General features: G+C 60.5%; 16 protein-coding genes. 10 read left to right on the top strand and 6 right to left on the bottom strand.

Going from position 1 to position 20,321, the window contains the following annotated elements:
- Window positions 1–65: 65 nt before the first annotated feature.
- The 7 genes from mmsA (at window position 66) to ABOK31_RS10965 (ending at window position 8,023) form a co-directional block, all read left to right on the top strand.
- Window positions 66–1,604, top strand: a complete 1,539-nt coding sequence (mmsA, locus tag ABOK31_RS10995; protein WP_349956051.1) for a multiple monosaccharide ABC transporter ATP-binding protein — start codon at window positions 66–68, stop codon at window positions 1,602–1,604.
- Window positions 1,601–2,809, top strand: coding sequence for a multiple monosaccharide ABC transporter permease (gene mmsB / locus ABOK31_RS10990; protein ID WP_092711890.1), 1,209 nt, complete (start codon window positions 1,601–1,603; stop codon window positions 2,807–2,809). The genes mmsA and mmsB overlap by 4 nt, the downstream gene beginning before the upstream one ends.
- 118 nt (window positions 2,810–2,927) lie before the next feature.
- Window positions 2,928–3,926 (top strand): AraD1 family protein, encoded by a 999-nt coding sequence (araD1, locus tag ABOK31_RS10985; protein ID WP_349956050.1) that lies wholly within the window; start codon window positions 2,928–2,930, stop codon window positions 3,924–3,926.
- A gap of 66 nt (window positions 3,927–3,992) precedes the next feature.
- On the top strand, window positions 3,993–5,426 hold the full coding sequence (locus ABOK31_RS10980) for an aldehyde dehydrogenase family protein (protein ID WP_349956049.1): 1,434 nt from the start codon (window positions 3,993–3,995) through the stop codon (window positions 5,424–5,426).
- A 63-nt stretch (window positions 5,427–5,489) separates the two neighbouring features.
- On the top strand, window positions 5,490–7,235 hold the full coding sequence (gene araD / locus ABOK31_RS10975; RefSeq protein WP_174180672.1) for an L-arabinonate dehydratase: 1,746 nt from the start codon (window positions 5,490–5,492) through the stop codon (window positions 7,233–7,235).
- 135 nt (window positions 7,236–7,370) lie between these two features.
- Entirely contained in the window at window positions 7,371–7,616 is a 246-nt protein-coding gene (locus tag ABOK31_RS10970; protein ID WP_174180670.1) for a type II toxin-antitoxin system prevent-host-death family antitoxin, read from the top strand.
- On the top strand, window positions 7,613–8,023 hold the full coding sequence (locus tag ABOK31_RS10965; RefSeq protein WP_174180668.1) for a type II toxin-antitoxin system VapC family toxin: 411 nt from the start codon (window positions 7,613–7,615) through the stop codon (window positions 8,021–8,023). The genes ABOK31_RS10970 and ABOK31_RS10965 overlap by 4 nt, the downstream gene beginning before the upstream one ends.
- Window positions 8,024–8,033: 10 nt before the next feature.
- Here ABOK31_RS10965 and ABOK31_RS10960 read toward each other — a convergent pair whose 3' ends face one another.
- Genes ABOK31_RS10960 through ABOK31_RS10950 form a run of 3 tightly spaced genes read right to left on the bottom strand, consistent with a single transcriptional unit; the run spans window position 8,034 to window position 11,222 of the window.
- A complete protein-coding gene (locus ABOK31_RS10960; RefSeq protein WP_349956048.1) occupies window positions 8,034–8,852 on the bottom strand; it encodes a transglutaminase family protein in 819 nt (272 codons plus the stop codon).
- 12 nt (window positions 8,853–8,864) lie between these two features.
- Complete coding sequence (locus tag ABOK31_RS10955) at window positions 8,865–9,806, bottom strand: alpha-E domain-containing protein (RefSeq protein ID WP_349956046.1); 942 nt, start codon at window positions 9,804–9,806, stop codon at window positions 8,865–8,867.
- Between the two features lie 6 nt (window positions 9,807–9,812).
- Window positions 9,813–11,222 (bottom strand): circularly permuted type 2 ATP-grasp protein, encoded by a 1,410-nt coding sequence (locus ABOK31_RS10950; protein WP_349956045.1) that lies wholly within the window; start codon window positions 11,220–11,222, stop codon window positions 9,813–9,815.
- 398 nt (window positions 11,223–11,620) lie between these two features.
- On the opposite strand from ABOK31_RS10950, the gene ABOK31_RS10945 reads away from it, so the two are divergent.
- Both ABOK31_RS10945 and ABOK31_RS10940 read left to right on the top strand, forming a co-directional pair.
- Window positions 11,621–12,514: a DMT family transporter gene (locus tag ABOK31_RS10945; protein ID WP_349956044.1), complete on the top strand. Its 894-nt coding sequence runs from the start codon at window positions 11,621–11,623 to the stop codon at window positions 12,512–12,514.
- A 71-nt stretch (window positions 12,515–12,585) separates the two neighbouring features.
- A complete protein-coding gene (locus tag ABOK31_RS10940) occupies window positions 12,586–13,128 on the top strand; it encodes a GNAT family N-acetyltransferase (RefSeq protein ID WP_349956043.1) in 543 nt (180 codons plus the stop codon).
- A gap of 39 nt (window positions 13,129–13,167) precedes the next feature.
- Here ABOK31_RS10940 and ABOK31_RS10935 read toward each other — a convergent pair whose 3' ends face one another.
- From ABOK31_RS10935 to ABOK31_RS10925, 3 genes are all read right to left on the bottom strand, one after another.
- The gene (locus tag ABOK31_RS10935; protein ID WP_349956042.1) at window positions 13,168–14,886 is read right to left on the bottom strand and encodes a DEAD/DEAH box helicase; all 1,719 of its coding nucleotides are present in this window, start codon (window positions 14,884–14,886) and stop codon (window positions 13,168–13,170) included.
- 330 nt (window positions 14,887–15,216) lie between these two features.
- Window positions 15,217–15,531, bottom strand: a complete 315-nt coding sequence (locus ABOK31_RS10930) for a hypothetical protein (protein WP_095435501.1) — start codon at window positions 15,529–15,531, stop codon at window positions 15,217–15,219.
- Between the two features lie 147 nt (window positions 15,532–15,678).
- Entirely contained in the window at window positions 15,679–17,265 is a 1,587-nt protein-coding gene (locus ABOK31_RS10925) for a trimethylamine methyltransferase family protein (RefSeq protein ID WP_349956041.1), read from the bottom strand.
- 216 nt (window positions 17,266–17,481) lie between these two features.
- Between ABOK31_RS10925 and ABOK31_RS10920 the strand changes: the two genes are divergently transcribed.
- Complete coding sequence (locus ABOK31_RS10920; protein WP_349956040.1) at window positions 17,482–20,310, top strand: response regulator; 2,829 nt, start codon at window positions 17,482–17,484, stop codon at window positions 20,308–20,310.
- Window positions 20,311–20,321 lie beyond the last annotated feature (11 nt).

Here is a 20,321-nt window from a genome sequence, read left to right as displayed (position 1 = left end):
CTGGCTTTGATATTTAAGACGATCGCGCGGTCTGCTATGTTCAGTCGCGGCGTTGGATTTGGACTATGGACGATACCATTCTTGAAATGCAGAACATCACCAAGTCGTTCCCCGGTGTGAACGCCCTGGAAAATGTCAATCTGAAGGTTCGTCAGGGCGAGATACATGCCTTGGTCGGCGAAAATGGAGCCGGCAAATCGACTCTGATGAAGGTGCTCTCTGGCGTCTATCCCGCCGGCACCTACGAAGGCGACATCCATTACGATGGCGCGGTTCGCCAGTTCAAGACGATCAGGGATTCCGAAGATATCGGCATCATTATTATCCATCAGGAGCTGGCGCTCGTTCCGCTTCTGTCGATCGCCGAGAATATTTTCCTGGGCAACGAGGTCGTTGCCAGTGGCATGATCAACTGGCAGGAAACATTTACCCGCACCAAGCGGCTGCTTGCAAAAGTAGGCCTCAAGGAATCTCCGAATACGCTCGTGACAGACATCGGCGTCGGCAAGCAGCAGCTCGTCGAGATTGCCAAGGCCCTGTCGAAGAGCGTCAAGCTGCTCATTCTCGACGAGCCGACGGCATCGCTCAACGAAAGCGATTCCGATGCGCTTCTCAACCTCCTCATGGAATTCCGCAATCAGGGCATCACGTCGATCATCATCACGCACAAGCTCAACGAAGTGCGCAAGGTGGCCGACCAGATCACCGTGCTGCGCGACGGAATGACCGTGAAGACGCTGAACTGTCACGAAGAAGAGATCAGCGAAGACATCATCATCCGCAACATGGTCGGCCGTGAACTCGCCGACCGTTATCCGCCGCGCTCGGTTCCGATCGGCGAGACGATCTTCGAAGTGAAGAACTGGAACGCGTTCCACCAGCAGCATCGCGACCGTCAGGTTCTGCACGATATCAACGTCAATGTCCGCAAGGGCGAAGTCGTCGGCATCGCCGGCCTGATGGGCGCCGGCCGCACCGAATTCGCCATGAGCGTTTTCGGCAAGTCCTACGGCCACAAGATCAGCGGTGAAGTCTTCGTCGATGGCAAGCTTGTCGACACCACCACGGTGCGCCGGGCGATCGACGCGGGTCTTGCCTATGTTACCGAAGACCGCAAGCAGCTCGGTCTCGTTCTTTCGAACAGCATCCTGCACAATACGACGCTCGCCAACCTGCTCGGTGTTTCCAGGGCGACGGTCATCGATGACGTGCGCGAGCTGCAGGTGGCGACCAACTATCGCGCCAAGCTGCGTATCCGCTCGGCAGGCGTCTTCCAGGAGGCGGGCAACCTGTCCGGCGGCAACCAGCAGAAGGTGGTTCTGTCGAAGTGGTTGTTCTCCGACCCGGAGGTCCTGATCCTCGACGAGCCGACGCGCGGTATCGACGTCGGTGCCAAATACGAAATCTATTCCATCATCAACCAGCTTGCCGCCGACGGAAAGGGTGTTCTGATGATCTCATCGGAAATGCCCGAGCTTCTCGGCACTTGCGATCGCATCTATGTGATGAACGAAGGTCGCATCGTCGCCGAATTGCCAAAGGCAGAGGCGAGCCAGGAGAGTATCATGCGCGCTATCATGCGCTCAGGGGAGAAGCATCAATGAGCTCGGCCAACCCAGCCACGGAAAGCAGCCACGTCGTTTCCATCGGCGACCATATCCGCAACAATATTCGCGAATACGGCATGTTGATCGCGCTCGTCGTCATCATGCTGCTGTTCCAGTATCTCACTAACGGCGTTCTGTTCAGGCCGCAGAACCTGACCAACATCGTGCTGCAGAACTCGTTCATCGTCATCATGGCGCTCGGCATGTTGCTGGTCATTGTGGCCGGCCATATCGATCTGTCCGTCGGCTCCGTCGTCGGTTTCGTCGGCGCGGTCGCGGGCGTGCTGGTCGTACAGATGCATATGAATCTTGCGCTCGCGACGGTCATTTGTCTTCTGATGGGGGCCGCGGTCGGCGCCTGGCATGGATATTTCATCGCCTATCACCGCATCCCGTCGTTCATCGTGACGTTGTCGGGCATGCTGGTTTTCCGTGGTTTGACCTATGCCATCATCAATACGACCGGCAACGGCAGCAGCATCGGTCCGTTCCCGCCCGCCTTCCAGATCGTCGCAACCGGCTTCATTCCCGATTTCATGGACATGGGCGGCATCCATTCGACGTCGATCTTCCTGACCATTGCCATCCCGATCGTGATGTTCCTTCTCGCGTGGCGCGGTCGCAGCGTGAATGAGAAGCATGGCATCGATGTCGAGCCCTTCGGCTTCTTTATCGGTCAGAATCTGGTCATCGCCGCCGCAACCATCTTCATCGGCTACCAGATTTCCTCCTATCGAGGACTGCCGAACGTTCTGGTTCTCATGCTGCTGCTGATCGCCCTTTACGGTTTTGCCACGCAGCGCACGACGATCGGCCGCCGCATCTATGCCATGGGCGGCAATGAAAAGGCGACGAAGCTCTCGGGTATCGATACCCGCCGGCTTACCTTCTACACCTTCATCAACATGGGCATCCTTGCCAGCATCGCCGGCATCATCATCGCCACGCGCCTGAACTCGGCAACCGCCAAGGGCGGCGACGGTCTCGAGCTCGACGTCATCGCGGCCTGCTTCATCGGTGGCGCTTCGGCTTCGGGCGGCGTCGGCAAGGTGACGGGCGCTGTCATCGGTGCCTTGATCATGGGTGTCTTGAACCAGGGTATGTCGATCCTCGGCTACCAGACGGACTCCCAGAAGATGATCAAGGGTGCGGTCCTGCTCGCTGCCGTGTTCATCGACGTCTACAACAAGAACAAGGGTTGATCGCTCGAGCGATCAACCGAGGCTTTTAAAACCAAATCCATGACAGAGTCCGGCTCTCGCTGAGAGCCGGAACGGTAAACTGCATCCGTTCTCTGTCTGATAGGAAAGGATGAAAGACATGCTCATCTCGCAGATCAAGGGTTCGAACGGCGAGATCGTCGTTGCCGTGCGCAACGGTCCCGGTGAAGCTGCCAAGGCCGTCGTCAATGGCGGCAGCGTCTACAAGCTTGCGATGGAAGCTGCCGACAGCGGCAAGTCGCTGGCATCGGTCATCGAGGCACATGGTCTCGGCGAGGCGATCGATCTTGAGAAGGCCTATTCCGAAGGCCGTTTCCTGCCACCGATCACGCATCCGGACGCCGCGCACCTGCATCTGACCGGCACCGGCCTGACGCATCTTGGCTCGGCCGCAACGCGCGACTCCATGCACAAGAAGACGACGGAAGCGGCCGAAGAGACGCTGACCGACTCCATGAAGATGTTCAAGATGGGCATCGAGGGCGGCAAGCCGAAGGCCGGCGAAAAGGGCGTGCAGCCCGAGTGGTTCTACAAGGGCAACGGCTATGGCGCTGCGGCTCCGGGGGCAGCACTCGTATCTCCATCCTTCGCGCTCGATGGCGGCGAAGAGCCTGAAATGGCCGGCATCTACGTCATCGCCAAGGATGGCACGCCGTTCCGTATCGGCTTTGCGCTGTCGAACGAATTTTCCGATCACGTCACCGAGCGGATCAACTATCTTTATCTCGCCCATTCCAAGCTGCGTCCGGCGAGCTTCGGTCCGGAAATCCGCATCGGCACAGCGCCTGAGGATATTCGCGGCACGTCCCGCATCAAGCGCGGCGACAAGGTGATCTTCGAAAAGCCGTTCCTGTCGGGCGAAGCGAACATGTCGCATACTTTCGCGAACCTCGAATATCACCACTTCAAGTACGGCATCTTCCGCGTTCCCGGCGATGTGCATGTGCACATGTTCGGCACGGCGACGCTCTCCTTTGCCGAAGGCATCAAGCCGGAAGTCGGCGACGTCTTTGAAATTGAGGTTGGCGAATTCGGCCTGCCGCTGCGCAATCCGCTGGCAGTCGATGCCGAGGAAGAAGTGGCTGTTCGTCAGCTCTAATTTGTCGAGCCCGGCCGCAAGGGATCGGCCGGGTACTTTCAATACGATCCAGGAAGGCATGACGCCATGAGCATTCATCAGAACTTGATCGCCGGCGAGTGGACGGGGACGAACGGTAGCGAGAACATCAACCCGTCAGATACGAACGAGGTCGTCGGCCTCTATGCGAGCGCAAGTGCGCAGGATGTCACGGACGCGATCGCTGCTGCCAAGGCTGCCTTTCCGGCCTGGTCGCGCTCCGGCATTCTCGAGCGCCACACGATCCTGAAGAAGGCCGGCGAAGAGATCCTCGCCCGCAAGGACGAACTCGGCGCGCTGCTCGCCCGCGAAGAAGGAAAGACGCTTCCCGAGGCGATCGGCGAGACGATCCGTGCCGCGCAGATCTTCGAGTTCTTTTCTGGTGAGGCGCTGCGCCTGGCGGGTGAGGTATTGCCCTCCGTGCGCCCGAACATCGGTGTCGAGATCACCCGTGAGCCGCTCGGCGTCATCGGGGTCATCACCCCCTGGAACTTCCCGATCGCCATTCCCGCCTGGAAGATCGCGCCTGCGCTTTGCTACGGCAACACCGTCGTCTTCAAGCCGGCGGATCTCGTGCCCGGCTGCTCCTGGGCGATCGTCGACATCCTCAACCGCGCCGGCCTGCCCAAGGGTGTCTTGAACCTCGTCATGGGCAAGGGTTCGGTCGTCGGTCAGGCGATGCTCGACAGCCCGGTTCTCTCGGGTATCACCTTCACCGGCTCCGTCGGTACCGGCAAGCGCGTCGCGCTCTCCTCCGTCGAGTATGGCCGCAAGTACCAGCTGGAAATGGGCGGCAAGAACCCCATGGTGGTGCTTGACGATGCCGACCTGACGGTTGCCGTCGAGGCTGCTGCCAATTCAGCCTTCTTCTCGACCGGCCAGCGCTGCACGGCCTCGTCGCGCCTCATCGTCACCGAAGGCATTCACGACCGGTTCGTGGCGGCACTGACGGAGAAGCTGAAGACGCTCAACGTCGATAACGCCATGAAGGCTGGCACGCATATCGGCCCGGTCGTCGATGCCAAGCAGCTGAAGACGGATACGGACTATATCGAGATCGGCAAGCAGGAGGGCGCCAAGCTCGCCTTCGGCGGCGAGCTCGTCAGCCGCGACACCCCCGGCTTCTACCTGCAGCCGACGCTGTTCACCGAGGCGACGAACCAGATGCGCATCAGCCGCGAAGAGATCTTCGGGCCGGTCGCATCCGTCATTCGCGTTAGGGATTACGACGAAGCCCTGGCCGTCGCCAACGATACGCCGTTCGGCTTGTCTTCCGGCATTGCCACGACGAGCCTCAAGCATGCGACGCATTTCAAGCGCAATGCGGAAGCGGGTATGGTGATGGTCAACCTGCCAACGGCGGGCGTCGATTTCCATGTGCCCTTCGGCGGCCGCAAGGGCTCGTCCTTCGGTCCGCGCGAACAGGGCAAGTATGCCGCCGAATTCTTCACCACCGTCAAGACCGCTTACACGCTGGCCTGACCATCGATTTCAAGGCCCGGGCGCGAACGAGGCGGCCCGGGTGGCGCAAAAGGTATTGAGACAATGAAAAAGAAAGCTGAATGGCCGCGCAGACTGCGTTCCTACGACTGGTTCGGCGGCACCGGCAAGAATGCGATCATGCATCGCTCCTGGATGAAGAACCAGGGCCTGCCGGCTGATACGTTCGACGGCCGTCCGATCATCGGTATCTGTAACACCTGGTCGGAGCTGACGCCCTGCAACGCGCATCTGCGCGATCTGGCAGAGCGCGTGAAGCGCGGCGTTTACGAAGCCGGCGGTTTCCCCGTCGAATTCCCGGTCTTCTCCGTCGGCGAAAGCACATTGCGCCCGACGGCGATGATGTTCCGCAACCTGGCGGCCATGGACGTCGAAGAAGCGATCCGCGGCAATCCGGTCGATGGCGTCGTGCTGCTCGGCGGCTGCGACAAGACCACGCCGAGCCTGCTGATGGGCGCGGCTTCCGTCGATATCCCGGTCATTCTCGTTTCCGGCGGCCCGATGCTGAATGGCAAGTGGCGCGGCAAGGATGTCGGTTCCGGCACGGCGATCTGGCAGTTCTCGGAAATGGTGAAGTCTGGTGAGATGTCGCTGGATGAATTCATGGATGCGGAGCAGGGCATGGCCCGCTCGGCCGGCAGCTGTATGACCATGGGTACGGCCTCGACCATGGCGTCGATGGCAGAAGCGCTCGGCATGACCTTGCCCGGCAATGCCGCCATCCCGGCCGTCGATGCGCGTCGCCGTGTCATCTCGCAGCTCTCTGGCCGTCGCATCGTCGACATGGTCAAGGAAGACCTGAAACCATCAGACATTCTGACCAAGGAAGCCTTCGAAAACGCGATCCGCGTCAACGGCGCCGTCGGCGGCTCCACCAACGCTGTGTTGCACCTCTTGGCGCTTGCCGGCCGCATCGGCGTCGACCTGTCGCTGGACGATTGGGATCGCCTCGGCCGCGAAGTGCCGACGATCGTCAACCTGCAGCCGTCGGGCAAACACCTGATGGAAGAGTTCTACTATGCCGGCGGTTTGCCCGTCGTCATCAAGGCGGTCGGCGACATGGGCCTGCTGCACAAGGACGCCATCACCGTAACCGGCGATACAATCTGGGCCGGTGTCAAGGATGTCGTCAACTACAATGACGACGTTATCGTGCCCCGCGAGAAGGCGCTGACGCAGTCGGGCGGTATCGCCGTTCTGCGCGGTAATCTCGCGCCGAAGGGCGCTGTCCTGAAGCCGTCGGCTGCTTCGCCGCATCTGATGCAGCACAAGGGCCGTGCCGTCGTCTTCGAAAGCATCGAGGATTACCACGCCCGCATCAACCGCGAGGATCTCGACATCGACGAGAACTGCGTCATGGTGCTGAAATATTGCGGCCCGAAGGGTTATCCGGGCATGGCCGAAGTCGGCAACATGGGCCTGCCGCCGAAGGTGCTGAAGAAGGGTATCACCGACATGATCCGCATCTCCGATGCACGCATGTCCGGCACGGCCTACGGCACCGTCATCCTGCACACGGCTCCGGAAGCTGCCGATGGCGGCCCGCTGGCGCTGGTCCAGAACGGCGACATCATCGCCGTCGACGTTCCCGCCCGCACGATCCAGCTTGAAGTGTCGGATGAGGAACTGGCAAAGCGTCGCGCCGCCTGGGTTTCCCCGGTCAAGCCGCTTAACGGCGGTTACGGCGGTCTCTATGTGAAGTCGGTCATGCAGGCCGATACCGGCGCAGACCTCGACTTCCTCGTCGGCCCGCGCGGTTCGGAGATCCCGAACAACCGCGACAGCCACTAAAACTTATCTTCTGGAAATGGAAAAGGGGCGGGACGAGAGTTCCGTCCCTTTTCCATTGCAGGGATTTCGGAGCGGCATTGACTATTTTGTATTAGATGACCATATTTCATGTACATCTGTACGGGAATAGTGTCCATGTCTGTCAAATCTGTCGGTGCAGCCGAATTCAAGGCAAAATGCCTTCATCTGATCGATCAAATGGGCGATGACGGAGAGCCCATTATCATTACGAAGCGCGGAAAGCCCGTCGCTCTGTTGACACCTGCGCCGGAGAAGTCGGATCGCCCCAGCATCATCGGCGCGATGAAGGGCAGTGTTCTCCAATATGACGATCCGTTTCTGCCTGCTGTCGATGCTGAAGAATGGGATGCGACGCATTGATCGTCATCGATACGCATGTTCTGATCTGGGCTATGCATGACGATCCGCGGCTGAGCACTCGGGCTCGTGAGCTTATCGATGAAACGACGTCGCGCAGTCGCATTCTGGTCTCGGCGATCACGCCCTGGGAAGTCGCCATGCTGGCCGAGAAGGGGCGTATTGCACTTGGCGACGATGTCGGCCGTTGGCTCGCCATGGCACTCGCTTTACCCGGTTTGCAGCTTGCTCCCATAGAGCCGCAAATCGCGGTGGATAGTGTTCGCCTGCCGGGCGAGTTCCATGCCGATCCGACCGACCGGATTATTGTCGCGACAGCACGCTTCCATCGTATCCCGTTGCTGACGGCCGATCAGGCAATCATCCACTATGGCGAGAAAGGCCATGTCGAGGTTTTGCCGGCGGGATGAATTGTGCCTGTCAGCTCTGGCTCTGGCTTTGCCCCTGGCTCGCCACCGATACCTTGACCGTCAGGGTTTCACCCGGCGTGCCGATCCGCATGCCTGAAACAGGGGCTGCGTCGCGATAGCACAGGCCTGTTGCGATGCGGACGTAGCGAGCGTCGGGGCAGACATCGTTGGCGGGGTCGAAGCCAACCCAGCCGAGGCCGGGAATATGCGCCTCGGCCCAGGCATGCGTGGCGGCCTGCTCGTTCTTGCCTTCCATCATCAGATAGCCGGAGACGTAGCGCGCCGGGATCTGCAATGCACGGGCGCCGGCAAGGAAGATATGGGCGTGATCCTGGCAGACGCCGCTCTTTGCCTCCAGGGCCTGTTCCGCCGTCGTTTCCGTGTTGCTGGTGCCCGGCTTATATTCCACCGTCTCGTGGATTGCCGTCATCAGCGCATGCATCCTGCCGAGCTCGTTGTCGCCGGAAACGCCGCGCAACAGCTCCTTCGTCAGCTTTCCCGCCTTCGTGCGCGGCGAGTCCCGCAGGAAAAGCCAAAGCGGGCTGAAGCCCTGATGCAGCCCGATGACGCCGTTGAGATCCTGGGTTTCAACTTCGCCTGACGCGATGATCTTCGTCGTGTCCTGCTGGCCGTCGAGGGAAACGAGCGTGGTGCGATTGCCGAACTGGTCGTCATACTCCACCTCGGGCTTGGCGCCCTCGACCGTCAGCTTCCAGTCGATCACCGTTTGTCCGGTGCCGGTCAACGGCGTCAGGTGGAGCCGCTGCAGGGAGAATTGCGCCGGCTCGTCGTAGCGATATTCCGTGATATGGCTGATCGTCAGTCTCATGATATCGCCCGCCTATTCGTAGAACCGGTAGCCGTCGGAGATCTCGGCGCCCAGCTTGTTGTTGCGGGCAACGAAATCCTCGAGGAACTCATGCAGGCCCTGGTCCATGATGCGCTTGATCGTCAGCCGCTGCAGCGACTGGCGGATGGCTTCTGCCGTATCGTGGGCCGGCAGCCGTTTTTCATATTCGGCGCTGAGGTAGCCTATGTTGCTGACGATCTTGTCGTAGCAATAGGCAAGGGAGCGCGGCATTTGGCCATTCAGGATCAGGAAGTCGGCAATATTCGCCGGCTTATATTCTGGGTCGTAGGCCCATTTATAAGCCCGGTGCGCCGAGACCGATCGCAGGATCGATTCCCATTGCGCATTGTCGAGCGAGGAGCCGACATGCGAAACGGAGGGCAGCAGCACGTAATATTTCACGTCGAGGATGCGGGCCGTATTGTCGGCGCGCTCGATGAATGTGCCTATGCGGGCGAAGTTATAAAGCTCGTTGCGAAGCATCGAGCCGTGGAAGGCACCGCGGATCAGGCCGGCGCGCTGTTTGATGACGTCGATCGTCTCGGGCAATTCCGCCGTCTTCAGCTTCTTGCCGAGCAGTGTCTTCAGCTCGATCCAGCATTCGTTGGTCGCTTCCCAGGTGTCGCGGGTCAGCGCCGTGCGCACCATGCGGGCATTGTTGCGGCCGTATTCGATACAGGACATGACGCTCGACGGATTGGAGCGGTCGCGCATCAGATAATCGATCGCGTCGGTGCCGGTCAGCTTGCCATGCACTTCGTTGTAGTCTTCGCGCACACCGGCGCTTTGCAGGACGCCGTCCCAATCGTCATCGGCGGCATCACTGCGGGTCAGCGACATGCGCTGGCCGGCATCGACCAGGCGGGCTATGTTTTCGGCGCGCTCGATGTAACGGAACATCCAGTAGAGGCCATTCGCGGTTCTTCCCAGCATGTCCGTTCAGTCCTCCAGAACCCAGGTGTCTTTGGTGCCGCCGCCTTGGCTGGAGTTGACCACCAGCGAGCCTTCCTTCAGCGCCACGCGGGTGAGCCCGCCTGGGATGATCCGCACCTTGTCGGAGACGAGGACATAGGGCCGCAAATCGACATGCCGTGGCGCAATACCCTTGTTGACGAGGATCGGCACGGTCGACAGCGAAAGGGTTGGCTGCGCGATGTAATTGTTCGGCTTGCTCTTGAGCTTCTCGGCAAAGGCCGTGCGCTCCTTCTTCGTAGCCGTCGGTCCCACGAGCATGCCGTAGCCGCCGGAGCCATGCACTTCCTTGACGACGAGATCGGCGAGGTTATCGAGCACATATTGCAGGCTCTCCGGCTCCGAACAGCGCCAGGTCGGCACGTTCTCAAGGATCGGCTTGCGGCCAGTATAGAATTCGACGATCTCGGGCATGTAGGAATAGATCGCCTTGTCGTCGGAAATGCCGGTGCCGGGCGCATTGGCGATGGTGATATTGCCGGCGCGATAGACGTCCATGATGCCGGGAATACCGAGCGCGGAATCCGGGCGGAAGGTGAGGGGATCGAGGAAATCGTCATCGACGCGGCGATAGAGCACGTCGATCGCCTCATAACCGCGCGTCGTGCGCATCTTCACCTTGCCGTCGATGACGCGCAGATCCGAGCCTTCGACCAGTTCCACGCCCATCATGTCGGCGAGGAAGGAATGCTCGTAGTAGGCGGAATTGTAGATACCCGGAGTGAGGACGGCGACACGCGGCTTGCCCTTGCAGCCGGGAGGGGCGAGGGATGCCAGGCTCTGGCGCAGCAGGAGCGGGTAGTCTTCGACGCGCTGCACCTTGTTCTGGTGAAACAGTTCGGGGAACATCTGCATCATCGTCTCGCGGTTTTCCAGCATGTAGCTGACACCGGAAGGCGTGCGGGCATTGTCCTCAAGCACATAGAACTGGTCTTCGCCGGTGCGCACGATATCGGTGCCGACGATGTGGGTGTAGACGCCACCCGGCGGGCGGAAGCCGATCATCTCGGGCAGGAAGGCGTCGTTCTTCTCGATCAGCTCGCGCGGGATGCGGCCGGCGCGGATGATTTCCTGCTTGTGGTAGATGTCGTGGAGGAAGGCGTTGAGGGCGACGACCCGCTGTTCGATGCCCTGGGCGAGCTTGCGCCATTCGCGGCCTGATATGATGCGGGGGATGATGTCGAAGGGGATGAGCTTTTCGGAGGAGTCTGCATGTCCGTAGACCGCGAAGGTAATGCCCGTTTTTCGGAAGATCGTTTCCGCGTCGCGGGATTTGGCAATGAGATGGCCCCTGTCCTGGCCTGAGTACCACTCGAAGTATTTCTCGTAAGGCGCGCGCGGACTTTCATCCGCAGTAATCATTTCATCAAATGCCAAAGGTGCGGTCCCCGTGTTTTTACCCATTTGAATACAACGGTTTTTACAATGCAAGAACTATGCGCAGTTGCCATCGTGAATTTCGTAATATCGAAAAATGCCGGATTTACAGGCATTTAAGAGTAGCATGACTGTTGTTTGCCGGGTCTTGTCGCAATGTTCGGATCAAAATTTGAGCATCTGCTTCTTTTGCGGACTGAACGTCTGGGTAGTGGCCGGCGTTTCTGAAACCAGGGCGGTGGTTCGCCGGATGTGAAGAAAAATTGATTGCTGTTTTCAGCAGATCGATTTTGACCGCTCAACCGCCATCGGCTATCAGCCTTCAGCCCCTCCGCGCGACACCCTGAGTTCGACCAGGATTCCGGCTCCGAAGCGCCAAACATATCGGTCCGATTTCCATGTCCCTCGATAAACTCGCGCCGGCGATTTTCGTCCTCCTCTGGTCCACTGGTTGGATCGTCGCCAAATATGCCTCGCTGCATGCGGGACCGTTCACCTTCCTGATGATCCGCTACAGCCTGTCGGCGCTCGCCTTCGTGCTGCTCTGTTCGATCACCGGCGCCAGATGGCCGCGCGATTGGTCGAGCGTGTTTCGGGCTATCTATTCCGGCATTTTCCTGCACGGCATCTATCTGGGCAGCCTTTGGTGGGCGATCGCCGTGGGCGTACCGGCCGGCATTTCCGGCATCATCGCAGCGCTGCAGCCGCTGATGACCGCCATGGCCGCGCCGTTTCTCGTCGGCGAACGGCTGCGGCCGATCCAGAAGGTTGGTTTGGTACTTGGTTTCCTCGGCATCGCCATCGCGATCTCGCCGAAGCTCCTGGCGACGGATACGGCCAATCTCTGGCAATCCGCCATTCCCCTGATCGTCAATCTGCTGGGAATGGTATCCGTGACCTATGGCACGCTCTATCAGAAGAAGCACCTGCAGACCGGCGACCTTAGAACCATCGCGACATTGCAATATGTCGGCGCCTTGATCGTCACCGTGCCGCTCGCCTTCATCGTCGAAGGCCTGCGTTTCGACGGCACGCATGAGGCCATTCTCGCGATGCTCTGGTCGGTCTTCGGCCTGTCGATGGGCGCCGTCGGCTTGCTGCTGTATCTGATCCGCCGCGGGCAGGTATCGCGCGCCGCATCGCTGATCTACCTGATGCCGCCGGCCGTCGCCATCGAGGCGGCGATCGCCTTCGGTGAGCCACTGACGCTGCCGATCATCATCGGCACGGTGATTGTTGTGATCGGCGTTTACCTCACCAACCGGCGCGCGGCGGAAGTAGTGCCGGAATAGGCTGTGCCCCTTGCGGCGTCGGTATTTTGGCGCGACATTCCGAATAGAGCCCGCTGGCTGAGGAGCCATTGATGGCGATTGAGATTCGGCCTGCTGTTGAAGGTGATTTGCCAGGTATTGCCCGAGTCGTGGTCGATGCCTGGAGGGCGACTTTTGCCGGGCTGCTGCCGGAGGATTTCCTCAAGGGCATGTCCTATAGCCATCAGGAGCAGCGCCATCGCCGTTATCTGGGTCATGCCGGCATCATTTATTACGTGGCGGAAGACGAGAAAGGTGAGGTCGTCGGATTTGCGAGCGGAGGCTCAAGCCGGGATTCGGGCTTCTCGCACGAGGCTGAAGTTTATGCGCTTTATCTTCTGCCTGCCTATCAGCGCCGCAAGATCGGTTCGGCTCTCTTTGCTAAGGTGGCGGGAGATCTTGGAGATATGGGGCACAAGGGATTGCTGGCGCTGGCATTGGAGAACAACCCAAACAGGGTTTTCTATGAGCGCCTGCGCGGTCAGCCTGTGTCGACGGAGCCGCTTACACTCGGCGGAACCGCAGTCGGTCAGATCGCATATGTGTGGGATGATATTCCGGCTTTGATGGAAAGCCTTCGCGGCTCGGCGGGATAGCCAAAGAAAAAGGGGGCCAATCGGCCCCCTCTAACTTTATCAGGCACGCTCGCGGCGCTGACCGCCGTTGCCGGGGCCGCGGCGGCGCATGCGGCCGTTGCCGCCATTGCGCTGTTCGCCCTGGGCGCCGCGTTCTTCGTTGTGGCGGCCTGCAGGGCGGCCATGGGAATGGCGCTGACCGCGATGGGCACCGCCCTCATGGGCGCCGGCATTGCCATTGGCCTGGCCGTTGTGCTGCTGCTTGCGAGCGGGACGGAAGTCCGAGGTCGAGACGAGATCGTTGTCGGGTTCCGGACGCGGCGTCGGCTCGTTGCGGCGTTGGCCGCGGAAGTCGGCATTGCGATTGTTTTCGCGCTGCGGACGATCGTTGCGTGGGCGGCGTTCCTGACGCTCGCCGTTCTGACCGCGGGCTTCACCGCCTTCGCTGTCAAAGAACGGACGACGGGCCGGACGTTGCGGGCGGCCTTCGCCGCGCTCGCGTCCCTGGCCGTTCTGGCCTCTGCCCTGACCGCCATTGCCGTGATTACCATTACCCTGGCCGCCGCGACCCTTGCCGCGAACGGGACGGCCGCGATCGGCCGGAGCTTCGCCGCTGGCGACGGCAATCTCGATGCCCATCAGGCGCTCGATGTCGCGCAGCAAGCGGATTTCATCCGGCGCGCAGAAAGCGATCGCGATGCCGTCGCGGCCGGCGCGCGCGGTGCGGCCGATGCGATGGACATAGGCGTCTGGAACTTCTGGCAGGTCGAAGTTGTAGACATGCGAAACGCCGGGGATATCGATGCCGCGGGCGGCGACGTCGGTGGCGACGAGAACGCGGACCTCACCGTCACGGAAACCCTTGAGCGCGCGCTCGCGCTGGCCCTGGCTCTTGTTGCCGTGGATGGATGCAGCGGCGAAGCCGACGTGATCGAGATGCTTCATCAGCTTCTCGGCGCCATGCTTGGTGCGCAGGAAGACGATGGCGCGGCCGTCCGGATTGGCGGAGATCGTTTCCTTGAGGATCTCGGTCTTGTGGTTCTGGCCGGCAACGAAGTGGACATACTGCTCCACCTTGTCGGCTGCCTTGCCCGGAGGCGAAACTTCGACCTTGACCGGATTGCTCAGGTAGTCGGAAGCGAGATCGGCGATTGCCTTCGGCATGGTGGCCGAAAACAGCAGGGTCTGGCGCTTGGCCGGAACAAGCTTGGCGATCTTTCGCAGGTCGTGGATGAAGCCGAGATCGAGCATCTGGTCGGCTTCGTCGAGGACGAGATGGGTGACATGGCCGAGCGAGAGGGCGCGGCGATTGATGAGGTCAAGAAGGCGGCCGGGGGTGGCGACGAGGATATCGGTGCCGCGCTCGAGCTGAAGCTGCTGCTTGTTGATCGACGCGCCGCCGACTACGAGGTTAATGCGCAGCGGCGACTTGCGGACGAAGAGCTTGAGGTTGTCGGCGATCTGGTTCACCAGCTCGCGGGTCGGAGCGAGGATCAGGGTGCGGACGGTGCGGTTGTCGGGGCGCTTGGCCTCCTTCAACAGCATTTCGATGATCGGCAGGCCGAATGCGGCCGTCTTGCCGGTGCCGGTCTGGGCGAGGCCGATGAGATCGCGGCCCTGGAGAACAAGCGGGATGGCCTGTGCCTGGATTGGTGTCGGCGTCGCGAAGTTGTTCTGCGACAGCGTATCGACGATCTGCTTGGAGAGACCAAGCGAGTTAAAATCGGTCAATTCAATACCTTTCGGGGGCGCCAAAGCAAATAGGCCGGGTCGCACCATGCGGTCCGGTCTGTCTCTGGCGTCAAGAACCCCGCGTGAAGTGGGAACTTGTAAGTTGGAAATAGCTTTCCAGCGCATCCGGCCGCAGCGCTTGGCGCGGCCTCATTCATAAAAGCGCTTTTGTCCTTCTCTTGCGTACAGATTGTCCCGCAGGGCACGCTCACGCGGCGGCCGGAAGGTGAAAGCTGGAGCGCATTTGGTCTTAAATGCCGCCAATGTCAAGGGGTGTGGGCGAAAGCTTTTCAACAGGCAGACGAAAATGCCGCCGGAAAACCGGCAGCATCTGAAATCTTATAGGGCTCCGAACGGGCGGTGTAGCGATTACGAGCCTTAACGGCAGACTTCGACACGATAGGGCCGGCCCCAGCCGTCATGGCGCCATGCCCAGTAGCAGCTGGGATAGGGGCGCACATAGACCCGTTCATAAACCGGGCCGTCGTAGTAGGCAGGATAGGCCGGATAATAAGCCGGGTAGGCCGGCCGCGCGGCCCCGGCTACCAAGGCGCCGCCGACGACACCCGCGGCAAGACCGCCGAAGAAGGCGCCGCGATCGGAGGCACTGGCAGTGGTGGTGGTTACGGCGGCGGCGCTGCCAAGCGTCAGCGCGATCAAACCGGCCGTCGTTAATGTGCGAAGCACAGACATTGACATCCCTTTCCCAAAAAAACACGGGGCTCCCAGCCGAAGCCGATTAGACGTTGCGTGCGAAAGGGGGCGAAGTCGCGGCTAAAAAGTGGGCCGCGACATTAAATTTCGTTCATGATTTGAGGCGTAAAAGCCCTTTGTTTTCAACTAGAAATCGGTGGGAACGCCGCCCTCTGCCTTACGCCTGGCGACAAAGGCATCGAGCTCTTCCTCGATTGCCGGATCGAGCGGGGGGCGTTCATAACGCGCCAGCGTTTCCTTGTAGACGCGGTTGGCGTGATCGTAAGTTGTGGGCCGCCCGGCTTCCGTCCAGGTTTCGTTGTTGCGCCAGTCCGAGAGAATCGGCGAATAGAAGGCGGTTTCGTAGCGGGCAAGTGTGTGCGCCGTGCCGAAATAGTGGCCGCCGGGGCCGACATCGCGCACGGCATCCAGCGCCAGCGCATCGGCGCTGACATCGAGCGGCGTCAGGAATTCCGCGACCATCTGCAGCATGTCGACATCGAGGATGAATTTTTCGAAGGAGGCGGTAAGCCCGCCCTCGCTCCAACCGGCCGCATGCAGCACGAAATTGCCGCCGCCCTGCGTCAGCGCCCAGAGTGACAGCGCCGATTCGTAGGCGGCCTGGGCATCGAGCGTATTCGAAGCATTCGTGTTGGAGGTGCGATAGGGGATGCCGTAGCGGCGGGCGAGCTGGCCGCCGGCAATCACGGCCTTCATATATTCCGGCGTGCCGAAAGCGGGCGCGCCTGTCTTCATATCGACATTGGAGGTAAAGCCGCCATACATGACCGGCGCGCCCTTGCGCACCATCTGCGTGAAGGCGATGCCGCAGAGCGCTTCGGCATTCTGCTGCACCAGCGCGCCGGCGATCGTTACCGGCGCCATTGCGCCCGCTAGCGTGAACGGCGTTACCACCACCACCTGGCCGCGCGACGACATTTCGATGATGCCCTGCAGCATCGGTCCGTCGAGACGCAGCGGCGAAGAGGAGTTGATGATGGTGAAGAGCGAGGGTTCGCGCTCCATCTGTTCCATACTGATGCCGCGGCCGATGCGGGCGATCTCGATGGCATCCAGATTGCGCTGCTTACCGAGCGAATAGCAGTGGAAAGCCTTGTCGGTGAGCTTCACGATATCGGAGAGGCAGTCGAGATGGCGCACCGAGGCATGGATATCGATGGGTTCAACCGGATAGCCGCCAGTCATGTGGGTGACGTCGAAAGACTGGGCAAGCTTGATGAGCTTGCGGAAATCCTCCTGATTGCCGGCTCTTCTGCCGCCTTCGCGGTCGGCAACGAAGGGGGCGGAGGCAACCTGCGCGAAAACGAGATTGCGGCCGCCGATCTCAACGTTTCTGAGTGGATTGCGCGCATGCAGCGTGAAGGTCGAAGGAACGGAAGCGATCAGCTCCATGATCATGTTGCGATCGAAGCGCACGCGTTCCTTGCCTGGCGTGACATCGGCGCCCGCTGCCTTCATGCGCTCGCGCGCTTCCGGCAGGATGATATCCATGCCGATCTCTTCGAGGATGGTCAGCGATGCCTCGTGAATATCGTCAAGCGCTTCGGGCGACAGCAGTTCCGTGCGAGCGAGATTGTTGACGAGATTGAGGTACTTCGTGCCGTTCGATTTGCGGCTGCGTTCAGCTCCGCGCCCCCCGGCCCGCCGCCGCCGTTCGCCCGTCGCCGTTGCGATCTGCGCTTCGTTCAAGGTCAGGCTTCCTTCGTCGCTCATGGCGCTCGCTCCCAATTATCCGTTGACGGATTCTTGGCAGAGTTTCCCCCGATGTGCCGCCGTCGTTTGCGACCAAGACATGACCGTTATAGGATAGCGCATAGTCTGAACGCGACGTCGGAGCGATGGTTAAACATGGTTAACGCCTTGTTAAAGCCAATCATGCTAGAGCGTCGTTTCGTGAACTATCATGCGCGGTGAAAAGAGAGGCTCCGTTTGACCCTGGACGGTGAACTGCTTGACATAGCGTGCCGCCGGATCGCCAGTCTGGACAGGCCCGCCTACATCAAGAACAGCGAGCTTCGTTACGTTGCCGTCAACGATGCCTATGCGCGGTTTTTCGCGCACGATATTTCCGATTTCATCGGCAATCGCAGCCATGACCTCCTGGACGCCGGCGAAAGTGCCGACATAGAGGACAGGGAGCGCCGCGCGCTGGTTTTCGGTTCGGAGGAGGTGGCGCTGTGCTTCGATGCGTCGGGGCGCCAGCGCTCGCGCATCCAGATCGAGAGTTTTTCCCCTTCGGAAGACCGCGTTTATATTTTCGGTGTGTTTCTTGAAGCGCCTGCCAAGACGCTGCATCAGGATCTGGACAACATTCTTCGCTCGATGCCGATCGGTGTCCTGATCCACGACAGCGACTACATCGTGGAATACGTCAATGACGCCTTCTATGACATTTGGGAGTTCTCGAAGGACGATCGCTTTGAAGGCCGCCCCTATCGGGATCTCATCGCCAAGCACTATGAACTGGCGCGTTTCGGGTTCGACGGCCGCAGCATCGACGACATCTATCAGGAACGTCTGGCGGCACTGCGCAAGGCAGGTGAGCATCTGCAGACGGAGATGAATTTTGCCGATGGCAAGTCGGTCATCATCGACGCCCGTCGCATTTCCAACGGCCGGACGCTGATGTCCTACACGGATATTTCCTCCGTCAAGCAGCAATTCCAGGAGATCACCGAGACCCGGCTGGCGCTGGAGCGTCTCGGCGAGCTCATGGCCGATGCCATGCAGGCCATGTCCCAGGGGTTGCTGATCGTCCAGGACGGCGCGATCATGCTCGCCAACGACCGGCTGAAGACTATGCTGAAGCTGCCGGCGGAGCTTCTGGAAGTCGGCAAAGACTGGTCTGCCGCGTTCGATTACTGCGGGAAACGTGGTGATTTCGGCGATGATGCCGAGGCGGTGCGGACCTCATGGGGAGAAAGCATTGCGGCCGGCAAGCCGATCTCCTGCGTGTTCCAGATCACCGGCGACCGCTGGATGCAGCTCGACGCCGCCATCGGCGAGCATCGTCGCTGGACGGTGGTGCTGACCGACGTTACCGAGATGAAGGAGCGCGAGGCGGATTTGCAGTTGCTTCTGGCGCGCAGCAATGCTGCGGACCGGGCGAAATCCGAGTTTCTGACCCATATGAGTCATGAAATCCGCACGCCGATGAACGGCGTTCTCGGCATGGCGGAACTGCTCGGCAAGACCGATCTCGATGCGCGGCAAAAGACCTTCGTCGATATCATCGTCAAATCGGGCAATGCGCTGCTGACCATCATCAACGATATTCTCGATTTTTCCCGCATCGATACCGGCGAAATGCATCTGCGCAAGATGGCATTCGATCCTGCCGAGGCCGTCGAGGATATTGCGACCCTGCTGGCGGCGGCGGCATCGGAAAAGAATATCCAGCTGATGGTGCGCATCGCTCCCGGCGTACCGGCAGGGATGCTCGGTGACGCCGGCCGTTTTCGGCAGATCGTGACCAATCTCGTCGGCAATGCGATCAAGTTCACCGAGCGTGGTCATGTGCTGGCGGAGTTGGACAGCCAGCCGGCTCCGGGCGACACCGTATTGCTCGTCCTCCGTGTCGAAGATACGGGCATCGGCATTCCCGACGAAAAGCTCGATACGATCTTCGACAAGTTCTCGCTGGCGGATTCTTCCTTTGCGCGCCGGCTTGAGGGATCGGGCTTGGGGCTTGCCATCACGGCCGGCCTCGTCGATCTTTTCGGTGGCTCGCTGTCGGTGGCGAGCGAATGGGGCAGAGGATCAGTCTTCACGGTCCATCTGCCGATGCCATTGGTTGCCGCGCGCGGCAAAGTCGCGGAGCTGCCGGCCAATGTGAGGGATGCCCGAGTCCTGATCGTGGAAGACGATGCGATCCATCGGCGCATCTTGACCGAACAGTTGGCGCAATGGGGTTTTGACGGGCATGTCGCCGAGGATGGCAAGACCGCGCTCGCCATTCTGGATGCTGCCTTCGATATGGGCGTATCGGTCGATGCGATCATCGTCGACTACAGCATGCCCGGCATGAATGGCTATCAGGTCGCGAGCGCGGTGCGCGCCGATCCGCGTTTCGATACGCTGCCGATCGTGTTCCTGACGTCGATGGGCGTCGCTGGCTGCGACAGGGAGTTCGCCGCCGTCAATGGCCAGGCGCATCTGATGAAGCCTGTGCGCGCCAATGTGCTGCGCGGCACGATCATCGATGTCGTGCGCGCATCGCGACGGAAGAAACTGGGGGAGCGATCGGCTCCCGTTGAACGTCGGCTTCCGATAGAGACGGAAGCTGCAGCCGCGATCGAGGCCACCGATCGGATGACGCAAGCCAAACCCGGCAATGCCATCGACGTCCTCGTGGCCGAGGACAACGAAGTGAACCAGATCGTCTTCACGCAGATCCTGCAGGCCACCGGCCTGCGGTTCCTGGTTGTGGAGAACGGCCAGGCAGCCGTGGACGCATGGCGTCAATTGCGGCCGTCGTTGATCCTCATGGATGTATCCATGCCAGTCATGAATGGTCATCAGGCGACCCGTATGATCCGGCAGTTCGAAACTCAGGCCGGGCAGGGGTGGCATGTGCCCATCGTCGGGGTCATGGCGCAGGCGCTGGATGTCGATCGCATCACATGCATGCAGTCGGGCATGGACGATTGCATGTCCAAGCCGATCAGCCCCGAACTTCTCGAAACGAAGATCCAGCGCTATCTGGGCGATACCGCTTTCCAGGCGGATCGCTCCAAGAACCAGGGTTCAGATCGATAGACAGGGTGCAA

It is taken from the genome of Rhizobium sp. ZPR4 (assembly GCF_040215725.1).
Taxonomy (GTDB): domain Bacteria; phylum Pseudomonadota; class Alphaproteobacteria; order Rhizobiales; family Rhizobiaceae; genus Rhizobium; species Rhizobium rhizogenes_D.
This window is presented reverse-complemented; position numbering and strand designations above follow the sequence as displayed.